We start from the raw sequence: 20,132 nt of genomic DNA, 5'->3' as shown, positions 1-20,132 counted from the left end.
ATCTTGCATGCTATAACGATTACTTATTTGGAGAAGTGTGTAAATGGACGCTGAAAAAGAAGTTTTTGTTTTTCCGATGTCCTTTTCTCAACAGCGGTTATGGTTTCTTGATAGATTGGAGCCGAATAATTCTGCCTATAACATGTACACTGCTTTCCATATAGAAAACGGGCTTAATATTTCGGTCTTACAAAAAAGTGTTGACAAGATCATAAACCGACACGAGTCGCTGCGTACTACTTTTGCAGTTGATGATAATGATGAACCAATCCAGATTATTCTACCGTTCCTTGCATTAGCAATCCAGGTTGTGGATTTGACAGGGCATCCAGCAGCTAAACGTGAAATAGAGGCAAAACGGTTGGCAGTCGAGGCGGTAGAACAGCCTTTTGACCTGACCCGTGGACCACTGTTGCGAGTCGTCTTGTATAAATTGGATGCACGTGTCTATACATTCGTATTGGTGATGCATCACATTATTACAGATGGATGGTCTATGGGAGTATTCATTCGTGAGTTGATGTCCTTATATAACGCTTTCCTAGCCGGGAAATCCTCCCCTTTTCCCGAACTCCCAATCCAGTATGCCGATTATTCTGTGTGGCAAAGGGAATGGTTGCAGGGGGACGCTCTTGAAGAGCAATTGGCATACTGGAAAGGACAACTGGCCGGGATACCTCCCGTATTTGAATTACCGATTATGAAATCGCGCCCCACGGTTCCTAATTATAAAGGAGATGTCCTGTCATTTAAACTCCCATATTCTCTGAGTATTGCTCTCAAGCGTTTAAGTCAACGAGAGGGTTGCACGCTTTATATGACTTTGTTAACAGCATTTAACGTATTGCTTAATCGTTACTCAGGTAGAACGGATATTTTGATAGGCACATCGACGGCCGGTCGCAACCGCGCTGAATTGGAGGCGTTGATTGGTTTTTTTGTCAACACATTGGTATTGCGGACGCGATTTTCTGTAGGGCTTACTTTTCTTGATTTGTTGCATCAAGTGAGAGAAACTACATTAGATGCATATGCCCATCAAGATTTGCCGTTTGAAAAGTTAGTAGAAGAGTTGGCGCCCGAGCGCTCCCTAAATTGGAATCCACTATTTCAAATCGAATTTACTTTACAAAATGCTCCTAATGTATCTCTTGACTTACAGGGTTTAGTAATTAGCTCATGGCCAGTGGAGAATCATACATCTAAATTTGATCTTAGCCTCAACATGTGGGAAACGAGTAATGGTTTAGCAGGAATATTAGAATATAGCACGGATCTGTTTGAAGCAGATGTGGTCCAGCGAATGATTGGACATTGGCAAGTTTTACTGCAAGGGATCGTATCAGATGCGGAAAGTCCTATCTGGAAGCTTCCGATTCTGACAGAGATGGAACGGCAAGGCATATCGAAGTGGAATCAAACTGAAGCTGATTATCCTCGTGAGAAGCTGTTTCACCAGTTGTTTGAAGAGCAAGTTCAGAGAACTCCCAACGCCATCGCGGCAGGATGTGAAGGCCAATGCCTTACTTACCAAGAACTAAACAAACAAGCTAACATTCTGGCACATTGCTTGAGTGTGAATAATATTGGTGCAGATGACTTGGTGGGATTTTACTTTGAGCGTGGTATTTTATACTTAGTAGCGATATTAGCAGTGTTTAAAGCTGGCGGTGCTTATCTACCTTTGGATCTAAATCACCCGAAGCAACGCCTGCAAACAGTTTTGGAAGTAAGTCGGGCTCGTCTAATTCTAGTGGCCCGCCAACATGGGGCTCATCTGTCCCAGATGATTTGTGACCAGACGGGAGAAAAGGGGATAAAAATTCTGATTTTGGAAGATATCCTTGAGAAAGCTGGAGAAACTACCAACCTATCTACTCGTTGCACTACTAGCAATTTAGCTTATGTGATATTTACATCAGGTTCAACCGGAATACCGAAAGGGGCAATGGTCGAGCACCGCGGGATGCTAAATCACCTTTATGCCAAAATCTCTGATTTAAACATAAGTGCCTCCGATAAAATGGCTCAAACGGCCCCTCAGTATTTCGATATCTCTGTATGGCAGTTCCTTGTCCCACTACTTGTAGGTGGGCAAGTTCAAATCTTCAAAGACGAAGTAGCTCTTGATCCAAATCGATTGGTACGTTCTTTGGAAAAACATGCGATTACTATTTGGGAAACCGTTCCAGCATTATTACGCCTAATACTTGATTCCCAATTAGAACCACTCAATCCTATTGAGCGCCCGAATTTGAAATGTCTCCGCTGGCTAATTGTGACAGGGGAAGATTTGCCTATGGAATTATGCAGAAGATGGTCGAACTGTTATGAAGGAATTCCTCTCTTAAATGCCTATGGGCCGACAGAATGCTCTGATGATGTCACTCATTATCGAGTTGAATCATCACATGTCTATGTGCGCACACCTATAGGCTGTCCCATAGCAAACTTAAGAATTTATGTGCTTGATCAATTTCAACAACCTGTACCCGCTGGCGTTATTGGTGAAATCTACGTAGGCGGTGAGGGCGTGGGACGAGGTTATTTACACGATCCTTATAAAACAGCTGCTGTTTTTTATCCAGACCCATTTGCGTCTGACCCAGGTGCACGGATGTACAAGACCGGCGATCTCGGACGGTATTTATCCACAGGCGTTTTAGAATTCTTGGGGAGGGTGGATTTTCAGATAAAAATTCACGGCTTACGAATTGAGCTGGGCGAGATTGAATCGCAAATTATTTCTTATCCCGGTGTGCAAAATGCTGCGGTTTTGGTTTACAAGGGGCCTGACAATGAACCTCGTCTAATAGCTTATGTAGTGCCTCATAACGGTAAAACCGATGAGAGCGATGGTAGGATCTTTGCAGTGTCATTACAAGAGCGACTAAGAGAATACCTGCCAAGATATATGATACCCGCTTCAATCGTTTTGTTGCCCGTTTTACCTCTTACGCCAAACGGAAAACTAGATCGAAGGTCCTTGCCTATACCAGATACGGATATGTCAGAGCGGGAGCCATCTTCTGCGGTCCCGGATACTATTATCGAAAAGCGGTTAGTAGAAATAATAAAACAGAAGCTAGCCGTAGAACAAATGGGTGTTCACGATAACTTCTTCGAATTAGGCGGTCATTCTCTCTTAGTAATGAGCGTTATTTCCTCGATCCGCACTGAATTCCAAATTGATTTACCGCTAAAAACGATGTTTGAGTCTCCAACTGTAGCTGAACTTGCTAATACAATAGAGGCGATACAATGGGTTGCTAAGAGCAAAAGAGACACCAATAATGCTCTTGGAGAAAATCGCGGGCAACGTGAAAGTGGTGAATTATGACATCCATAATCTTGTCTGAATTATTGCATCAACTGGAAGAGACTTATGATATCAAACGACTTAGCTGAACTTTTCGCTTCTCTACGAGATTTAGATATTAGAGTCTGGCTGGAAGACGGGCGATTACGATACAGCGCTCCTAAGGGCGTTTTGACTTCAGCAATACAAGAAACCATCATTGCAAAGAAAAAAGAACTCATTGAGTTTCTTAGTAAGGTGGAGATCAATAAAAGTGGGAAGCATCGTTCAATATTACCGGTTTCTCGTTCAAAATCCATAACTCTCTCATTTGCCCAAGAGCAAATGTGGCTACTGGATCAGCTATTACCCAATGGATCTATTTACAATATCCCTATTACTGTTCATATTCAAGGCGAACTAAATTGTTTGATCCTGGAACGTTGCCTGACGGAACTGATAAAACGTCATGAGGTGTTGCGAACTCATTTTGTAACATTGGATGGACAACCATCGCCAGTAATTTCTCCTACTCTGACTATACCATTGCCATTGATAGATCTTAGACCACTTCCTGATGATGACCGAGAATTAGAGGCAAAGCGATTGGTATCTGAGGAGATTAGGCGACCTTTCAATTTAGCTCAAGGTCCTCTATTACGAGTCATCCTCCTCAGATTAGGCGAAGAAGACTATGTGATGGTATTGGTGATGCACCACATAATTTCTGACGATTGGTCAGATGGAGTATTTAATCGCGAGTTGATGGCATTGTACGACGCATTTTTGGCAGGGAGACCCTCCCCTCTATTAGAACTTCCGATTCAATATGCAGATTACGCTGCTTGGCAAAGAGAGTGGTTGGAAGGGGAAGTATTGGAAGAGCAATTGCATTATTGGAAAAAACAACTAGCTGGGATGCCTCCTCTCCTTGAATTGCCAATCGCCAAACCTCGGCCCCTTAAACTTAGTTACAGAGGTGAGTATCTGCCGTTTCTTTTGCCGGTTGAGTTAAGCGAAAGGCTCAAGCAATTGAGTCAGAAAGAGGGGTGTACACTCTACATGACTTTGCTGGCAGCTTTCAATGTGCTGCTTTATCGCTATACAACTCAAGGAGATATTGTTGTAGGCACGCCCATCACTGGTCGTACTCATCCGGAGCTAGAGAAACTGGTTGGTTTTTTTCTCAACACGTTGGTAATGCGCACACAGATTAGTGCGCACATGAGTTTTAGAGAGCTCATGCAGCGAGTGAAAAGCACTGCTTTAGATGCTTATGATCATCAGGATCTGCCTTTTGAGATGTTGGTACGAGAATTGCGTCCAGACAGAGCACTTAACCATAATCCGCTTTTCCAGATTGCCTTTATATTAGAGAGTAATCCTCGAACACCCATCGAAGTGTTGACTTTGAAAACGAGCCCATGGAGGAGTGAGAGCAAAACGGCAAAATTTGATCTTAGCCTTTTCATTTGGGATGCTGCTCAAGCGATATCAGGAGCTTTTGAGTACAGCACGGACTTATTTGAAAGAGATGTAATCCAACGCATGGTGGGTCACCTGCTAACTCTCTTGGAGGGGATTGCGACAAATCCAGAGTGTCGCATTTCAGAACTGCCTATCCTCACCGAGCAAGAGAGATATCAGATTCTGGTGGAATGGAATAATACAGATATTGATTATCATACCGATAAGTGTGTCCATGAATTATTTGAAGAACAAGAGCAGCGGACGCCTGATGCTGTGGCAGTGGTATTTGAAGGTGAGAGTCTGACGTATCGCCAGCTTAACCAGAGAGCAAATCAGCTCGCTCATCATCTACAAAAATGTGGTGTGGGGCCAGAGAAGTTGGTAGGAGTGTGTTTGGAACGTTCTATACAGATGATCGTAGGCATATTGGGCATTCTCAAAGCCGGTGGGGCTTATGTTCCATTAGATCCCACTTATCCTCCAGAACGCCTCCGGTACATGATGACCAATTCGGAAACAACTGTTTTGCTGACACAACAGCGGATGGCAAACATTTTTGCAGAGGGTAGAAGCAATTTACTATCTGTAGATGATTGGAACAAGTTTTCAGGAGAAGAGGTCGAGAATCCATGTAGTAACGCGTCGCCAGAAAATTTGGCATACTTGATTTATACCTCTGGGTCAACTGGCAACCCAAAGGCAGTTGCTATGTCACACAGACCTCTAACGAATCTACTGAAATGGCAACTCGAAGAGACTAAACCGGGACTAAAAACTCTGCAATTTGCTTCGCTAAGCTTTGATGTCTCTTTTCAGGAAATTGCTTCAACTATTTGTTCCGGAGGGACTCTGTTCTTAATCTCTGAAGCATCACACACCAATATGGAGGAATTGTTAGATTTTATAGTCGATCAAGCGATTGAGCGCATTTTTGTGCCCTTCATAGTTTTGCAGAACCTTGCAGAATTTGCCGTAGCTCGGGACCAAAGCTGGCCATGTTTACAGGAAATTATTACTGCGGGCGAGCAATTGCAGATCACACCCGCCATTAAGAGTTGGTTTCAGAGACTTCCGGGCTGTAAACTGTACAATCACTATGGTCCAACGGAAACACATGTAGCCACGGCTTTTACCCTACCAGATTCGCTTGATGAGTGCACGTTGCTACCTCCTATCGGTAAGCCCATTGCTAATGTACAAATCTATCTCTTAGATCAATTCTTAACTCCTGTCCCAGTTGGCGTAGTTGGCGGACTGTACATTGGTGGGGTTAACTTAGCCCAAGGATACTTTAAACAACCCGGTCTTACGGCAGAAAAGTTCATTCCCAATGGATTCAGTAATGAAGAAGGAGAAAGACTATATTTTACTGGCGATTTAGCGCGTTATTTGCAAGACGGCAACATTGAATTTCTAGGGCGTATGGATAACCAAGTGAAAGTACGTGGCTATCGGATTGAGTTGGGCGAGATCGAATCCATTCTGGCCCAATATCCTGGAATCCACGAAAATGTTGCAGCGGTCCGTGAAGATAGTTCTGGTGGCAAACGTTTACTGGCGTATTTCATCCCACAGCCTGGAGAGACTATCGTAGTTAATGACTTACGGGAGTTCTTGAGATCAAAAGTACCTGAATACATGATCCCCTCTTTTTTTATACAATTGAATGATATACCATTAACTCCGAGTGGAAAAATAAATCGCAAACTATTGCCATCACCGACTTCAGGTATATCAGATACACGAAATGAGTTTATTGCTGCCCGAAATGAAACGGAGCAGATGCTTGCTCGGATTTGGGTCGACATATTGGGTTTACAGACAGTTGGGATTCACGATAACTTCTTTGCATTGGGTGGACACTCTTTATTGGCAGGTCAGGTTGTTTCTCGTGTGCACAAAACCTTCGGCGTTCATCTTCCTCTTCGAACTATGTTTGAGACACCCACAATTGCTGAAATGGGGCAACGTATAGAGGACATACTTTTGGAAGAAATAGAAGCGCTTCCGGAAGAAGAGGCATTTCACTTATCCCGTCAATGGTCCGATAGCCCAGATTGGACAGACAAGGGTAATAAAAATGAGTGACAGGAAATTTCGTCAAGCACAACTTTCGCAGGCAAAACACAACTTACTGCAGCAGCGATTACAGGGCGTAAATCCCATGAATTCTAAGAGTGAAACAATCCGTCCACGTTTTGGCTCGGATTGTCTGCTTTCATTTGCGCAGGAGCGTTTATGGATTATAGACCAATTGGAATCGGGCAGATCTGTTTACAGCATTTTCAGTGCGCGGTACCTACAAGGCCGATTGGATGTGCATGCTTTGGAGCGTAGCCTGAACGAGATAGTGCGACGTCATGAGGTGTTGAGAACTCACTTTGTTGCGAGAGATGGGCGCCCGTTACAAATAATTGCGCCCACTTTGACTATACCGTTACCGGTGGTACATATTAGAGGACCGTCATTGAAGGAACAGCAATTGGAAGTCAAGCGACTGTTGAAGGATGAATTTAGGCAGCCATTCGATTTAAGTCAGGGCCCACTATTTCGAGTAAGTTTACTAAAGTTAGGTGAGGAAGACCATGTGATGGTATCGGTGATGCACCACATTATCTCTGATGGGTGGTCTGAGGGGATATTCAATCGAGAAGTGATGGCTTTGTATGAAGCGTATGCAGCAGGAAGACCTTCTCCTCTTTCCAATTTGCCCATTCAATATGCAGATTATGCCATGTGGCAGCGGGAATGGCTGCGAGGGGACGTGTTAGAGAAGCAGTTGAATTATTGGAAACAGCAACTTGCTGACATTCCTGTACTGCTAGAACTGCCAATTGCCAAGCATCGACCTCCCGAGCTTAGTTATGAAGGGGGAGAAGTACAATTTGTGTTGCCACTTGAATTAAGTGAAAAACTCAAGGAGTTGGGGCAGCGAGAGGGATGCACACTATATATGACATTGTTAGCGGCATTTGATGTGTTGCTCTACCGTTATACAAGCCAGGAGGATATTGTGGTGGGGGCCCCAATTGCTGGTCGTACCCGTCCGGAACTTGAAGGATTGATCGGATTTTTTGTCAACACTCTCGTGATGCGCACGCGACTCTCTGCGACTATGAACTTCCGAGCGCTAATACAACAAGTGAAGGATACAGCGTTGAGTGCTTATGATCATCAGGATCTTCCATTTGAAAAGCTCGTAGAAGAACTACGACCAGAACGGGCACTCAATCATAATCCCTTGTTCCAGATTGCCTTCATACTGCAAAATACTTCTCGACATCCATTGAAGTTATCGGGAATCAATATTCACTCATGGCCAGTGGAGAATCATACATCTAAGTTTGATCTTAGTCTCAATATGTGGGAAACGAATAATTGGTTAGCCGGGACAATAGAATACAGCACAGACCTATTTGAAAAAGATGCAATCGAGCGCATGGCAGGGCATTGGCAAGTCTTGTTGGAAGGGATCGTAGCGGATCCAGAGTGCCGCATTGCAGAACTTGCCATTTTGACACAGCAGGAAAGACATAAGATTCTGATGGAATGGAATGAGACACGAGTAGATTATCCTCATGAGAAGTGTATCCATCAGTTGTTCGAGGAACAAGTGGAGCGAACCCCAGACGCTGTGGCCGTGGTATTTGAAAATCAACAGTTGACATACCGCGAGTTAAATCAACGATCGAATCAACTGGCCCATTATTTGCAGAAGTTGGGTATAGGTCCAGAAGTGCTGGTGGGAATCTGTGTGGAGCGTTCCCTAGAAATGATTGTGGGCATCTTAGGAATTCTCAAGGCAGGTGGTGCATATGTGCCGTTTGATCTCGCTTACCCAAAGGAACGATTACAATTCATGATTCAGGATAGTGCTGTTGCACTAGTGCTTACTCAGCAGCATCTTTTACCTGAACTGCCTCTAGGTGAAACAAAGATCATCTGCCTTGACCGGGAAGAGGACACACGAAGTAGAGCTTCATTTCCTGATTACAACCCCCCTTGTCAAACAATTTGGGACAATCTAGCTTATGTGATTTACACTTCAGGGTCAACTGGAACGCCTAAAGGAGTGATGTCGACTCATGGCAACATGGCACGTCTGTTTTACTCTACAGAAAGTTGGTTCCATTTTGGAGAAAACGATGTTTGGACACTGTTCCATTCCTATGCTTTCGATTTCTCTGTATGGGAGATCTGGGGTGCGCTAATCTATGGCGGAAGATTGGTGATTGTTTCATATCTCATCAGCCGTTCCCCGAGTGATTTTTTTCGCTTGGTCTGCAAAGAGGGGGTCACTGTCCTATGCCAGACGCCATCAGCTTTTTACCAGTTCGCAGATGCGGCTGATCCTAGAATCAGGCCCAGGGAACTTGTATTACGTTATGTGATTTTTGGTGGCGAAGCCCTTAATTTCCAACGCTTGAAAACTTGGTTCGAGTGGTATGGTGACAAACGGCCCGAATTGATTAATATGTATGGGATTACTGAAACGACCGTCCATGTAACCTACCGGCCGCTCACGATTGAAGACGTAAACCTGTCGGGGGGGAGCAGAATCGGTTGCCCGATCCCGGATCTGCAGATTTATCTTCTTGATCCTAACCAACAACTGGCTCCTGTTGGGTTGCCTGGGGAGATTTATGTCGGGGGAGCTGGCCTAGCACGCGGTTATCTTAACCGTCCAGAGCTAACCCAAAAGCGTTTTATACCAAATCCATTTCGTGACCGAACTGGAGGGAGGTTATATCGAACCGGCGACTTAGCTTGCTTCCGGTCAGGACACGATCTCGAATACTTAGGGCGTATAGATGATCAAGTCAAAGTGCGTGGTTATCGCATTGAACTTGGTGAGATTGAAACGATCTTGGTGAAATATCCGGGCATCACTTCCGCCGTAGCATTGCTCCAAGAGAACCAGCAAGATGATAAGCGGTTAGTTGCTTATTTTATTGCTAATGATAGCTACGCCGCGAGTAGCACAGAATTACGTCAATACCTGAGGAAACATCTGCCTACCTACATGGTTCCTTCTCAGATTGTCAGGTTGGACACATTTCCCCTGACGAATAATGGGAAGGTTGACCGAAAGGCGTTGTCGGCTGTCGATGTAAGTTTATTAGAACAAGGACAGTGGTCTATCCCTCCTGAGACTCCGGTTGAATTAGCTTTGGCAGAAATATGGATGAATTTAATTCGTCTAGAAAGAATAGGTATAGATGATAATTTTTTCGATATAGGAGGACATTCATTATTGGCTGTTGAATTAATAACTAGAGTCAAGCAATCTTTCAACAAGGGTATTCCGTTATCAGAGTTCTTTCGAAATGCGACCATTCGTCAAATGGCCGACTCGTTACAGCGCAATGAGCCGATGATAAATCAGTTACCAATTGTTAAAATCAAGCGTGGTGAAGCAAAACCAGCCTTCTTTTGTGTACCCCCCGCCGGTGGAAACAGCTCTTGTTATACCAAACTTGCTGATTATCTTAACTTAGAACAGCCCTTTTATGGCCTGCAGGCACTTGGCTTGGATGGCAAACAGGCACCTTCGAATCGTATCGAAGAAATAGCCGCGTCCTATATTGCGGCAATTCGCTCTATTCAACAGGATGGACCATATCTACTTTGCGGATGGTCGATGGGAGGGGTAGTGGCTTTTGAAATGGCTCGACAGTTGAAACAGCAGCGTTGTGAAATAGTATTCTTGGCGCTCATTGACAGTGGCGCGCCTCTGCCTGGTTATTATGCGTTGATAGAAGATGAAGTTCAAATGTTAGTCAGTTTCTTTAACGACTTGTCTGTGAATTTAAGTGGGTGCTCCACAATATCTTCTGAAGAACTATACTCGCTCGCCCCCTCCGAAAGGATTCAGTTTGTTGTTGACCGCGCGCACAGAGAAAGAGCACTGCCGCTTTCTATTACTGCACATGAAATAGAAAGATTCTTTGACGTCTATACGGCCAACCAGCGGGCTTTATCGTGCTACTCTCCAAGATCTTTTTCTCAAAATATCACTCTTTTTAGAGCAATTGATCATCAATTGAAAGGATCTGACAGTACATTAGGCTGGAATCAATTGGCCAATGGTAAGATAGATGTTGACTGGGTTCCTGGCAATCACTATACGATTATGTTGGAACCTCACGTTCAACTTCTTGCAGAAAAATTTAGGCCTTCTATACTCACAGTATTGAGGAAATTACAATGATCATATTGTCCACCGAGAACCTAAGGCGAGTTTACCAAACTACAACCGGCATTATTCGACGAAAATCTAAAGAAATCGTCGCCTTAGAAAGTGTGAATCTATCGATTCGCTCCGGTGAACTCTTCGGATTACTTGGCCCAAATGGCGCAGGCAAGACCACGATTACCAGAATATTGGCAACCATCCTTCTTCCATCTGCTGGTTCAGCAAAAGTCTTTGGGCTGGACGTGGTAAAGGATGCCAAAAAAATCCGCCCGAGGATTGGGCTGGTTTTCGGGGGCGAACGCGGTTTGTACTGGCGGTTATCGGGACGTGATAATTTGCGGTACTTTGCTGATCTCTATAAGATGCCGCCAGAAATATCCAAAAAGAGAATTCCCGAACTCCTTGAAATGGTTGGATTGACCGATCGAGCCAATGAGCGCATTGAGGGTTACTCTCGCGGAATGAAACAGCGCTTACATATTGCCCGAGGACTAATCCATGATCCTGAATTGCTTTTCCTCGATGAACCCACGATTGGGCTGGATCCGGTTGCCGCCCGCGATATGAGGGAAATGATCCTGGGTTTAAAGAAGGCGGGAAAAACAGTTTTCCTCACTTCCCACTATATGTTTGAGATGGACGCTCTTTGTGATCGCGTGGCTGTCCTCAACAAAGGCAGAATCGTCATCGTGGATACACCTTCCGCTCTAAAGAAGCTTGTTGCCAATCTTGAAGTTGTTGAGATCGAGTGTTTTGGCATCCCTGTCGAGTTGATTGAAAAAATTAAGGCACATCCATGCGTCGAGGCAGTGAATATAGAACGGCTTGATCAAACACAACTTCTACAGATCCAGGCTCCGGCTGGGGCAGAACTGATTCAGGAGTTTATGGGTATCCTGAATGGAGTGCAGGTACGCAAGGTCGTAACTCGACAGCCTACGCTGGAAGATGCATATGTTAAGTTGATGGAAGGCGAATCCATCAAGGCATAAAGCATGAACAAAAACACTTTCAGAGCAATACTTAGGATCATCTGGAACTCGTTTATCCTTCAAGCAAAGGAAAATTCCCTCTCGCAATCTTTTGTCGCCACCCTGCTTTTTCAACCGGTCATATTTACTTTAATCTCGGTCAGTACCTATCTCTACGGAAATAAACCTGATCTTGGCCTGTATGCAGTCACTGGGACAGGTCTCATTTCCATCTGGAATAACAACCTATTCACCTCGAGTGAGATTATTCGGAGAGAGCGGAGGCTTGGCACACTTTCTTTAGTCATGGTAACACCGACCTCTTTGCCTCTGATCTTGCTCGGCAAGAGCTTTGCGAATGCGCTCACATCCATTCTTACCATGGGAATTACATTTGCTACTGGCATTGTAGTATTTCGTTTGCCGATCGGTATAGCAGATCCCATAGCCTTTTTTACAGGGCTGGTTTTTATCGTATTCTCGATCACTTGCCTTGGGCTGATCTTCGGATCCGTATTTATCCTCACTCGTAATGCAGGCGAATTTGTCTCGGTGGCAAATTTTCCGGTTTATATCCTTTCGGGCTTATCCATACCGCTAACCTTATTGCCGTTTTGGGCGCGTCCGCTTTCAAATCTCCTTACTCCTACTTGGGGGAACATTGTTCTGAACCAGGCAGCATTTCATGTAGGTGAGAACATGTTCGTCAACTATGCCTGGATCATTGGTTTATCAATTATTTATCTCATCATCGCAGGAGTACTTTACAAGCGGGTGGAATATTTAGCCCTTCGCGCAGGCACATTGGAGCAATGGTAAATGAATGCAAATTTTCGGCTCTTCTGGAGTGGTGCACGAGCATCCTGGTCGAACTACTTGGTGGAACTGACCCCGACTGTCTTTCTTGGCTTTCGCGTACCTCGAATACTGTTGCAGTCTCATTTCTTTGTGTTATTAGCCAAGGCAGCTGGTGGTGAGCAGTTAGCGCGCTTTGCCCTGATCGGAAACGCAATTCAGACCTCAGTTTTTATGGTCATGCTCTCCATGGAAGTAGTGATCGAATCAGAGAAATGGAACAATACATTTCAGTATTTAATAGCATCTCCTTCTAATTGGCTTCCCATGATGCTGGGGAAAGGTATGGCAGATTACGGTGAAGCACTTTTCAGTACCACACTCTTGTTCGCTGTTCTTGCCCCTATTCTCCAAATCCATATTTCTGCGATTGATTTATTAAGATCGGCACCCATTATCCTGATCACGATTGCCTCCGCAAGTGCACTGGGGTGGTTGATAGGAGCCATTTCACTTCCAATACGCTGGGGATACATGATCTGCAACTGGCTCGCCTATTTGATGGTCTTTCTTTGTGGAGTCAATATTCCCCTCAGTGCTTTGCCTCCACTTGCGCAAATGCTAGGCAACATATTGCCAGTGACTCATGGGCTGCTTGCAGTCCGAGCGGTGATCGATGGGGCAGTATACTCGAGTGTGTTGCCTCTGGTTGGCAAGGAAGTCTTGATTGCGATCATCTATGGCACGCTAGCCTGGCTAACCTTTGGTTATCGTCTACGTGCGACACGGCAAAAAGGAAGTTTTGAGCTTGTATAACATTAACTTCATCCGAAAATATATTTGACACTCAGGAGCGAACTATGTTTCAAGATGAAAATGATGATACGAACACCTATAAAGTTGTTGCCAATCATGAAGAACAGTATTCGATTTGGCTGGTTGATCGCACCAATCCCGCTGGTTGGAGCGATGTTGGCAAGACAGGCACAAAGGAAGAATGTCTAGAATTCATCAAGTCTGTTTGGACTGATATGAGGCCGCTGAGTTTGCGAAAAAAAATGGACTCAAACAGCACGGGCGCAATCTCAATTCATGAACAAGTAGATTGAGACTATTCACCATAATGCTAAAGAAATATAGCATTTCTGACCTAACACTCTCCAGACATCATATTCATTTATGGACTACCTCGGTTGAGCAGCCCGGTGAACGTGTAGAAGGATTGTATAGGTATTTATCAAAGGACGAGGCTGATCGGGCAGACCGTTTTCGTTTTGAACAGGATCGAAGGAATTTTATTGTGAGCAGAGGGACTTTGCGAACTATTATGGCACGCTATCTGAGCGGCCCGCCAAACAATGTGCAGTTTCAGTATGGCTTACATGGGAAACCTAGTCTGCTCAAAGGCTTCGAGCATTCTGGGCTTCAGTTCAACTTGACTCACTCAAATGGATTTGTACTTTATGCTGTGACAATCGGCTGGGAGATTGGTGTTGACATTGAGTATATTCGTCCCATCGATGATCTTACAACGATAGTATCGCGTTATTTTTCAAAAAATGAGAATAAATTAATCAATAAACTCCCTGAAAGTGAGAGGCTAGAGGCATTTTACTACTTATGGACTCGAAAGGAGGCATATTTGAAGGCTAAGGGACTGGGAATATCCCATGGATTAAGATTCGATATCTCAATCGAGCAAAGCTTGCCTGAGATTATTAATTTAGACGTGGAACCACAGCCTATAGCCGGCTGGATTATTCATTCGTTTAGACCTCTGAAAGAATACCAAGCTTCTTTTGCCGTCCAAGGAGAAGAAAACTATCTTAATATTAGGTATTTCTTTGATTTGTGAGTAGAGAAGATCTATTGGATCGCAAATTGCTAATTTGTTCTGTGATCTGAGAAGCTTCTGTTCAAAACGTTTTGAATCTTAGACCGCTGCGAAAAGAGTGTTCGGGAAGTTTTGATAAGGTTCAACAGGAACCAAGGCGTAGGTGTCGCACATCTGCCAAGAGCGGTAGCGCAATTCTCTCTGGATCTCTATAGGGGAACAGGCCGGGTGGTGCCAGATAACCTGCACGGCTGATCAACCAATCTTTGAGTATTATTTCTGTTACGCCAAGGGGTTATAGAACTTCTTGTACGGCTCGGATGAGAAGATCTCTGTATCTTTCCCGATCCACTATCTTGATATCTGGCAGTTTTGGCAAATCCCAGGCATAGACGCCCGGTGAGGGGCAATGTATATGAACTTGATTCGCTGTCCCCTTTTCAACACTTTTCCATGTGCCTCCAGTTGTTTCGCTGTAACTGCCGAGGGCGAAAGTGCGTAGGCCGGTGAAATCGCACAGGTAAGCCGGGCCATGCCGCACAGTGGGGAGAGGAAAAAGCGCTGTGTTCGGAATTGTACTCTAAGTGTTCGCCATAGTCCGTTTTGCTCGAATTTTTCTTTGCGATTCTCCTTTCAGTTCAATACGATGTGTGTTGTGAACGAAACGGTCGAGGATCGCATCTGCCAGGGTGGGATCCGGGATGCGCCGATGCCACTCTGGAATGGAAACCTGGGTAGCGATGAGAGTGGCGGTATGTCCAAAACGATCATCCGGTACTTCTAAAATATCCTGTGCATTCTGGATCAAAATAGCATCTCGCATCCAATCATCGAGAACCAGCAGGCTACATCTAGCAAGAGCGCGCAGCATGCTGGTCAAGGAGCCATCCACGCGGACCTGGGTGAGAGTGTGAAGCAAGCGGGACGTGCGGTGGTAGCGCACGGTGAACCCATTGCGAGTTGCTGCGGTTCCAAAGGCACAGGCCAGGAAGGGTTTGCCTGTGCCGGTCGGTCCTAGTGGTCTGTATGATAAGTAATTTAACATAGTCGTAGTACTTTAATAAACTGTATACTTCTCGCGCAATTTTCTTGAAGGAGTGCGCATGAGAAGACGCCAACCCAACACAATCAAAATATCGCGTGCAGATCAAAAAGAGATCAAGCAATTGCTTAGCGATGGGCGAACGCAACAACGAGTGATTCGAAGAGCACAAGTTTTGTTAGCGATGAAAAATCAGAAAACCGTGGTCGACGAACTAAGCCAGAAGGTTCAAATGACACGTGTCGGTATTTGTTATCTCTGTCGTCGATATGAGAAAGTTGGTTTGAGCGCCGTTTATGATGCGGCGCGTTCAGGTCGTCCACGTGAGATTTCGGCACTCGAAAGAGTCTCCATAGAACAATTGGCTTGCAGTGAACCATCAGGCGTTGAGCTAGAAATGACACACTGGTCTACCCGAAGTTTAGCCAAGATCGCGATGAAACAGGGTTTGGTTTCTCATATTGCACATTCAACGGTGTCGCTGATCTTGCGTAACGCAGACTTGCAGCCTCATCGGAACCGCTACTGGATTACACCGACACTCAACAAAACCTTTTTGGAGCAGGCCAGTCGGATTTTGTGGATATATGAAAGGATCGAAACACTCCAGGCGCAAAATGAAATCGCTTTGGCGTTGGACGAGAAACCCAATATTCAAGCCTTGCAACGAACCCATCCAACCCAACCCATGCGTGCTGGACGGATCGAACGCCAAGAGTTTGAGTATGTACGGCATGGGATCGTTAACTTCCTTGCCTTGCTCAATCTTTACAACGGCAAAATGCGCAGTTGTTGTTTAGAGAAAAACGACAGTGAACATCTTTGCAAATCTTTACCTGCTTTATTGCAACCATTTCATTCCTTCAAACGGGTTCACCTGATTTGGGATGGCGGTCCCAGCCATGTATCTGCCGCAACAAACTCGTTTTTACAATCTCGTTATGGTGACTGGCTGCGGGTTGTATCTACTCCGGCTCATTCTTCTTGGCTCAATCAAGCAGAAATTCTTTTGAAGTGTTTCGAGGTACGTTACTTGTAACGTGGCAACTGGACCAGTCGCCAACATTTGATTGACCATCTCTATGCCAGTACACCAGAATACAACCGCTTATGGGCTCATCTCATCAATTGGTCGTGGACGCGCCGTGACCTTCGTAATTGGGCTGAGAAAAAATCTACACGACTATGTTAAATTACTTTTCAAACGCACCACTAGACTCCACACCCATAACAGATGAAGCCACTTCCAATCGCATCGAGAAGGGTGAGACCATTGGTTGCTTCCAGATCGAAAGTCCGGGGATGCGTGCGACCCTGCGCGAGATCCATGCCCGCACCGAAGATGACATCATGGCGGCTCTTGCGTTGTATCGTCCCGGTCCATTAACGGGAGGACTCAAGGATGCCTTCGTGCGTCGTTTTAAAGGGGAAGAGAAGGTCAGCCATCTTCATCCAGCGCTTGCCCCATTATTGGATGAGACCTTCGGGGTCATCCTGTATCAGGAGCAGGTGTTGCGCATCGCCAATGAACTGGCAGGCTTCAGCCTCGCCGAAGCCTGCCTGCTAAGACGGGCGATGAGTCATTTTGATCTTGGCAAGAAGATGCAGGAGTTGGAAAGAAAATTTGTCAATGAAGCGCAATCCCAAAGCGGCATTCCCGTTGAGACCGGCGAACGCATCTGGGAAATGATGGCAGCCTTTGCCGGCTACGGTTTCCCGAAAGCACATGCAGCCTCCTATGCCAGGATCGGCTGGCGTTCCGCCTGGTGCAAGCAATATTTCCCGGCAGAATTTATGGCGGCCGTGCTTGCCAATTGGGGTGGATATTACAGCCAGCGTGTCTATCTAAGCGAAGCCAGGCGTTTGGGATTGAAGGTCCGTCCCCCGCATGTGAATTATTCACGGCATCAGTTCTCGGCGCAAAAGATGACCCGCTCGGAAGATCGTGCGCTCTTTATGGGACTCGGTCAGGTCAAGGAATTGACCCAGCGTACGATTGGAAGAATTATCCAACATGCACCATTCACATCCCTGGATGATTTTCTTTCGCGTGTGGATCCACGTATGCAAGAAGCGGAACACCTGGCGAAGATCGGGGCATTGGATGGCTTTGGAAAAACCCCCGCCATCTTGAGCCGACTACAAACCGGCGGCTGGCAACGGGATCAGATGAGTCTCTTTTCCTGGTCCGACACTAGCGCTGAAGACTGGACCCTGCAACAAAAGGTGGATGCTCAAATAGAAATTCTCGACGCCAGCCTAGAAGCTCACCCTCTGGAATTGGTGAAAGAGAAGATCACCGGAGCCATTTCCACCATCGATGCTGTGGAGAAGATCGGACGACGTGTGACCGTGGCTGGCGTGCGCCAGACCTCCCGCCGCAGCCGGACTGCCAAGGGTGATCCAATGCTCTTCCTGACCATTGAAGACCTGCAGGGGACACTGGATGTGATTCTGTTTCCGGATGTGTATCGGATCGCAAAATCCTTTCTAGATTCAAATCCACCCCTGTTGATCACAGGGGTGATGGAGATGGACAAGGAACGCGGGGAACCGTATTTACGGGCTGAGAAAGTGATTTCGGTTCGATAATCTCATGTTGACGATTGATATTCCAAATTTGGATTGAGCACCCAACGGGTCAACCCTTCAATCGCATTCTGATCCAGATACCGGATCCGCAACCCAAAGCCGGCACACAATCCCACCAGCCCTTCCCACCAGGCAATCCCTTCATCGCCTGGTAATACAAACTCAAATATAGTTCGCCGCACAAAGGGAAGCGGGTATTCCTGCACGGCAAGGAATAAGCCTTAGTGCAGAATATCCAAACCTTCGGAAGATGGAGGTTTCCATCGTTGAACCTGTTTCTGGAACTCCAACCTCGGTTCCGGGTCGGGCCAGAACAATTGCAATAGACGTAGTGTCCAACCCGGTTGTATCGAGGAGAGAATGGATTTGTATGCCTCCTGCGGTCGCACATCAGGACGATCCGGATCGGCGTACACTTCGGCAAATAAGCGCTTGGTATCATCTTCACCCATCAAAGCCGAGTGATTGCCGAGCTGTATAAAGCCTTTTGCCAATACAAAGGTTCTGGTTGAACCAATGGTCTGCTCTGCCATTACAACCCTGCCTTGAAAATGGACTCAGGGATGTTCAAGTCATTGGCACGAAAGCCCGGTCGCATGGGACGGTTGCCTGTTGGCATCAATCCCTTGCCAGCTTCATACTTGAACAACGGCGAAAACGAAGGACGTGCGGCGGTGCGTTCCACAATGGTGGACACTTCCACGATCTCACGCACGATCTGTCCATGTTGCGGATTGCGTTCGATATACACCGCTGCCGTGATTGCTTCTGCAAAGGACTGCGCGATCTGGATCTCGGACATGCGCGCTGCATCGGGATGCGCCTGTACCACCTGTAGAAAACGCGGCCAGACATGCTCGGCACTGGTGGCATGGATCGTAAACGCTGAATGCCCATGCCCAGTCGCTGCCGCACGGATCAATTCCCAGGCTTCTGCTCCACGTGCTTCGCCAATCACCACTCCATGTGGACGCGAACGCAACGCCGAACGGATCAGGTCATACATGGTGACAGGCGGCGGCCCTCCACGAATTTCAGGACGAGTCACGGTATAAATAATATTGCCTGTATCGCTCTTTCTATCTCCATTCCAACCATTCAAGATGATTTCATTACTATCCTCGACAATAAACAAACGGATCGCGCCACGCGGGTAATAATCCAGCATCTCCTGCAAGATACGTTGACCCACAAAAGTCTTGCCCGAACCGGTTGTACCGGCGATGACGAGCGTCCCGCCATGCACCATCACACTCAACAAGTAATTTGCAGCTTCGGGAGTGAGAATGCCATTGCCACGCGGAAAGTCTTTCGGATCGAATTTGGGCCTGGGCACAGGCGGGAGTCTGTTTTGGCATAGTAAGGCCAGGCTCCCTTGAGTCAGATCGGATGCTGTTCGATAATTGGAGACACGTAAGGTGATCGTGTCTCCATAGGGTGAGGCAGGTGGCATGACATAGTTGATACGCACACCTTTCCTCCGCACGGTTCCATCGACTAGCGGAACCATGACCTGCAACATGGCATCCGCAATCGGATAATCGGGAGTCGGCGCGCGTTGTCCAGCGCGGTCGATCATGACCCTGAGCGCATCGCCAATCCCATCCGGCGCATTTCCCGCATGTTCCCCAGCCATTACTTGTGGTGTACACATAAATATGCCCCAGGTTGATGGCGATGTCTTCAATGTCGGAGCGAGCAATCAGTTCCAATAACGGTCCCATACCGGAGAGTTCACCGATCAAACGCAGGATGTATTCTTTTGGTAGGGAGACTCCTGCATCCACCGCACGGATACTCACTTCTTCAAAAACCTGACGAGCCAGGGCTTCGATCTCCGTTGAAGTCATGCTTTTTTGTAAAGACTCAATCGCTTTCTTTGCACGCCCTTCCTCGGCAAGGAGATTCCACCAACGCTCCATCTCATCCGAGGA

At 46.2% G+C, this 20,132-nt stretch carries 14 protein-coding genes; 10 read left to right on the top strand and 4 right to left on the bottom strand.

The features are described 5' to 3' along the window. Positions 1–43: 43 nt before the first annotated feature. The 8 genes from AC14M5_RS11185 to AC14M5_RS11150 are packed head-to-tail and all read left to right on the top strand — an operon-like array spanning position 44 to position 14,585. Positions 44–3,340: a non-ribosomal peptide synthetase gene (locus AC14M5_RS11185; RefSeq protein ID WP_484029751.1), complete on the top strand. Its 3,297-nt coding sequence runs from the start codon at positions 44–46 to the stop codon at positions 3,338–3,340. Positions 3,341–3,385: 45 nt separating this feature from the next. After that, entirely contained in the window at positions 3,386–6,856 is a 3,471-nt protein-coding gene (locus AC14M5_RS11180; protein WP_484029750.1) for a non-ribosomal peptide synthetase, read from the top strand. Then, positions 6,849–10,979, top strand: a complete 4,131-nt coding sequence (locus tag AC14M5_RS11175; RefSeq protein ID WP_484029749.1) for a non-ribosomal peptide synthetase — start codon at positions 6,849–6,851, stop codon at positions 10,977–10,979. Before AC14M5_RS11180 ends, AC14M5_RS11175 begins: the two co-directional genes overlap by 8 nt. Continuing rightward, a complete protein-coding gene (locus tag AC14M5_RS11170) occupies positions 10,976–11,956 on the top strand; it encodes an ABC transporter ATP-binding protein (protein WP_484029748.1) in 981 nt (326 codons plus the stop codon). The genes AC14M5_RS11175 and AC14M5_RS11170 overlap by 4 nt, the downstream gene beginning before the upstream one ends. Before the next feature lie 3 nt (positions 11,957–11,959). Then, complete coding sequence (locus AC14M5_RS11165; RefSeq protein WP_484029747.1) at positions 11,960–12,754, top strand: ABC transporter permease; 795 nt, start codon at positions 11,960–11,962, stop codon at positions 12,752–12,754. Further along, on the top strand, positions 12,755–13,546 hold the full coding sequence (locus AC14M5_RS11160; RefSeq protein WP_484029746.1) for an ABC transporter permease: 792 nt from the start codon (positions 12,755–12,757) through the stop codon (positions 13,544–13,546). It begins immediately after the preceding gene. 44 nt (positions 13,547–13,590) lie between these two features. Further along, complete coding sequence (locus tag AC14M5_RS11155) at positions 13,591–13,839, top strand: MbtH family protein (RefSeq protein WP_484029745.1); 249 nt, start codon at positions 13,591–13,593, stop codon at positions 13,837–13,839. A gap of 14 nt (positions 13,840–13,853) precedes the next feature. Continuing rightward, the gene (locus AC14M5_RS11150; RefSeq protein WP_484029744.1) at positions 13,854–14,585 is read left to right on the top strand and encodes a 4'-phosphopantetheinyl transferase family protein; all 732 of its coding nucleotides are present in this window, start codon (positions 13,854–13,856) and stop codon (positions 14,583–14,585) included. Positions 14,586–15,144: 559 nt separating this feature from the next. Here AC14M5_RS11150 and AC14M5_RS11145 read toward each other — a convergent pair. Then, entirely contained in the window at positions 15,145–15,609 is a 465-nt protein-coding gene (locus tag AC14M5_RS11145) for an ATP-binding protein (RefSeq protein WP_484029743.1), read from the bottom strand. 58 nt (positions 15,610–15,667) lie between these two features. Here AC14M5_RS11145 and AC14M5_RS11140 point away from each other — a divergent pair, with 58 nt between their 5' ends. Both AC14M5_RS11140 and AC14M5_RS11135 read left to right on the top strand, forming a co-directional pair. Further along, positions 15,668–16,645, top strand: coding sequence for an IS630 family transposase (locus tag AC14M5_RS11140; protein ID WP_484029742.1), 978 nt, complete (start codon positions 15,668–15,670; stop codon positions 16,643–16,645). Positions 16,646–16,791: 146 nt separating this feature from the next. Beyond that, entirely contained in the window at positions 16,792–18,198 is a 1,407-nt protein-coding gene (locus AC14M5_RS11135) for a helix-hairpin-helix domain-containing protein (protein ID WP_484029741.1), read from the top strand. Between the two features lie 2 nt (positions 18,199–18,200). Here AC14M5_RS11135 and AC14M5_RS11130 read toward each other — a convergent pair whose 3' ends face one another. From AC14M5_RS11130 to AC14M5_RS11120, 3 genes are read right to left on the bottom strand one after another with little or no spacing between them, the layout of a single operon-like run. After that, complete coding sequence (locus tag AC14M5_RS11130) at positions 18,201–18,380, bottom strand: hypothetical protein (protein ID WP_484029740.1); 180 nt, start codon at positions 18,378–18,380, stop codon at positions 18,201–18,203. Positions 18,381–18,419: 39 nt separating this feature from the next. Beyond that, entirely contained in the window at positions 18,420–18,731 is a 312-nt protein-coding gene (locus AC14M5_RS11125; RefSeq protein WP_484029739.1) for a hypothetical protein, read from the bottom strand. Next, a complete protein-coding gene (locus tag AC14M5_RS11120) occupies positions 18,731–19,852 on the bottom strand; it encodes an ATPase, T2SS/T4P/T4SS family (protein ID WP_484029738.1) in 1,122 nt (373 codons plus the stop codon). The genes AC14M5_RS11125 and AC14M5_RS11120 overlap by 1 nt, the downstream gene beginning before the upstream one ends. Positions 19,853–20,132: the final 280 nt, after the last annotated feature.

Source organism: Candidatus Villigracilis sp., from assembly GCF_057083605.1.
The sequence above is the reverse complement of the archived record's forward strand: the minus strand, read 5'-3'. Positions and strand labels throughout refer to the sequence as shown.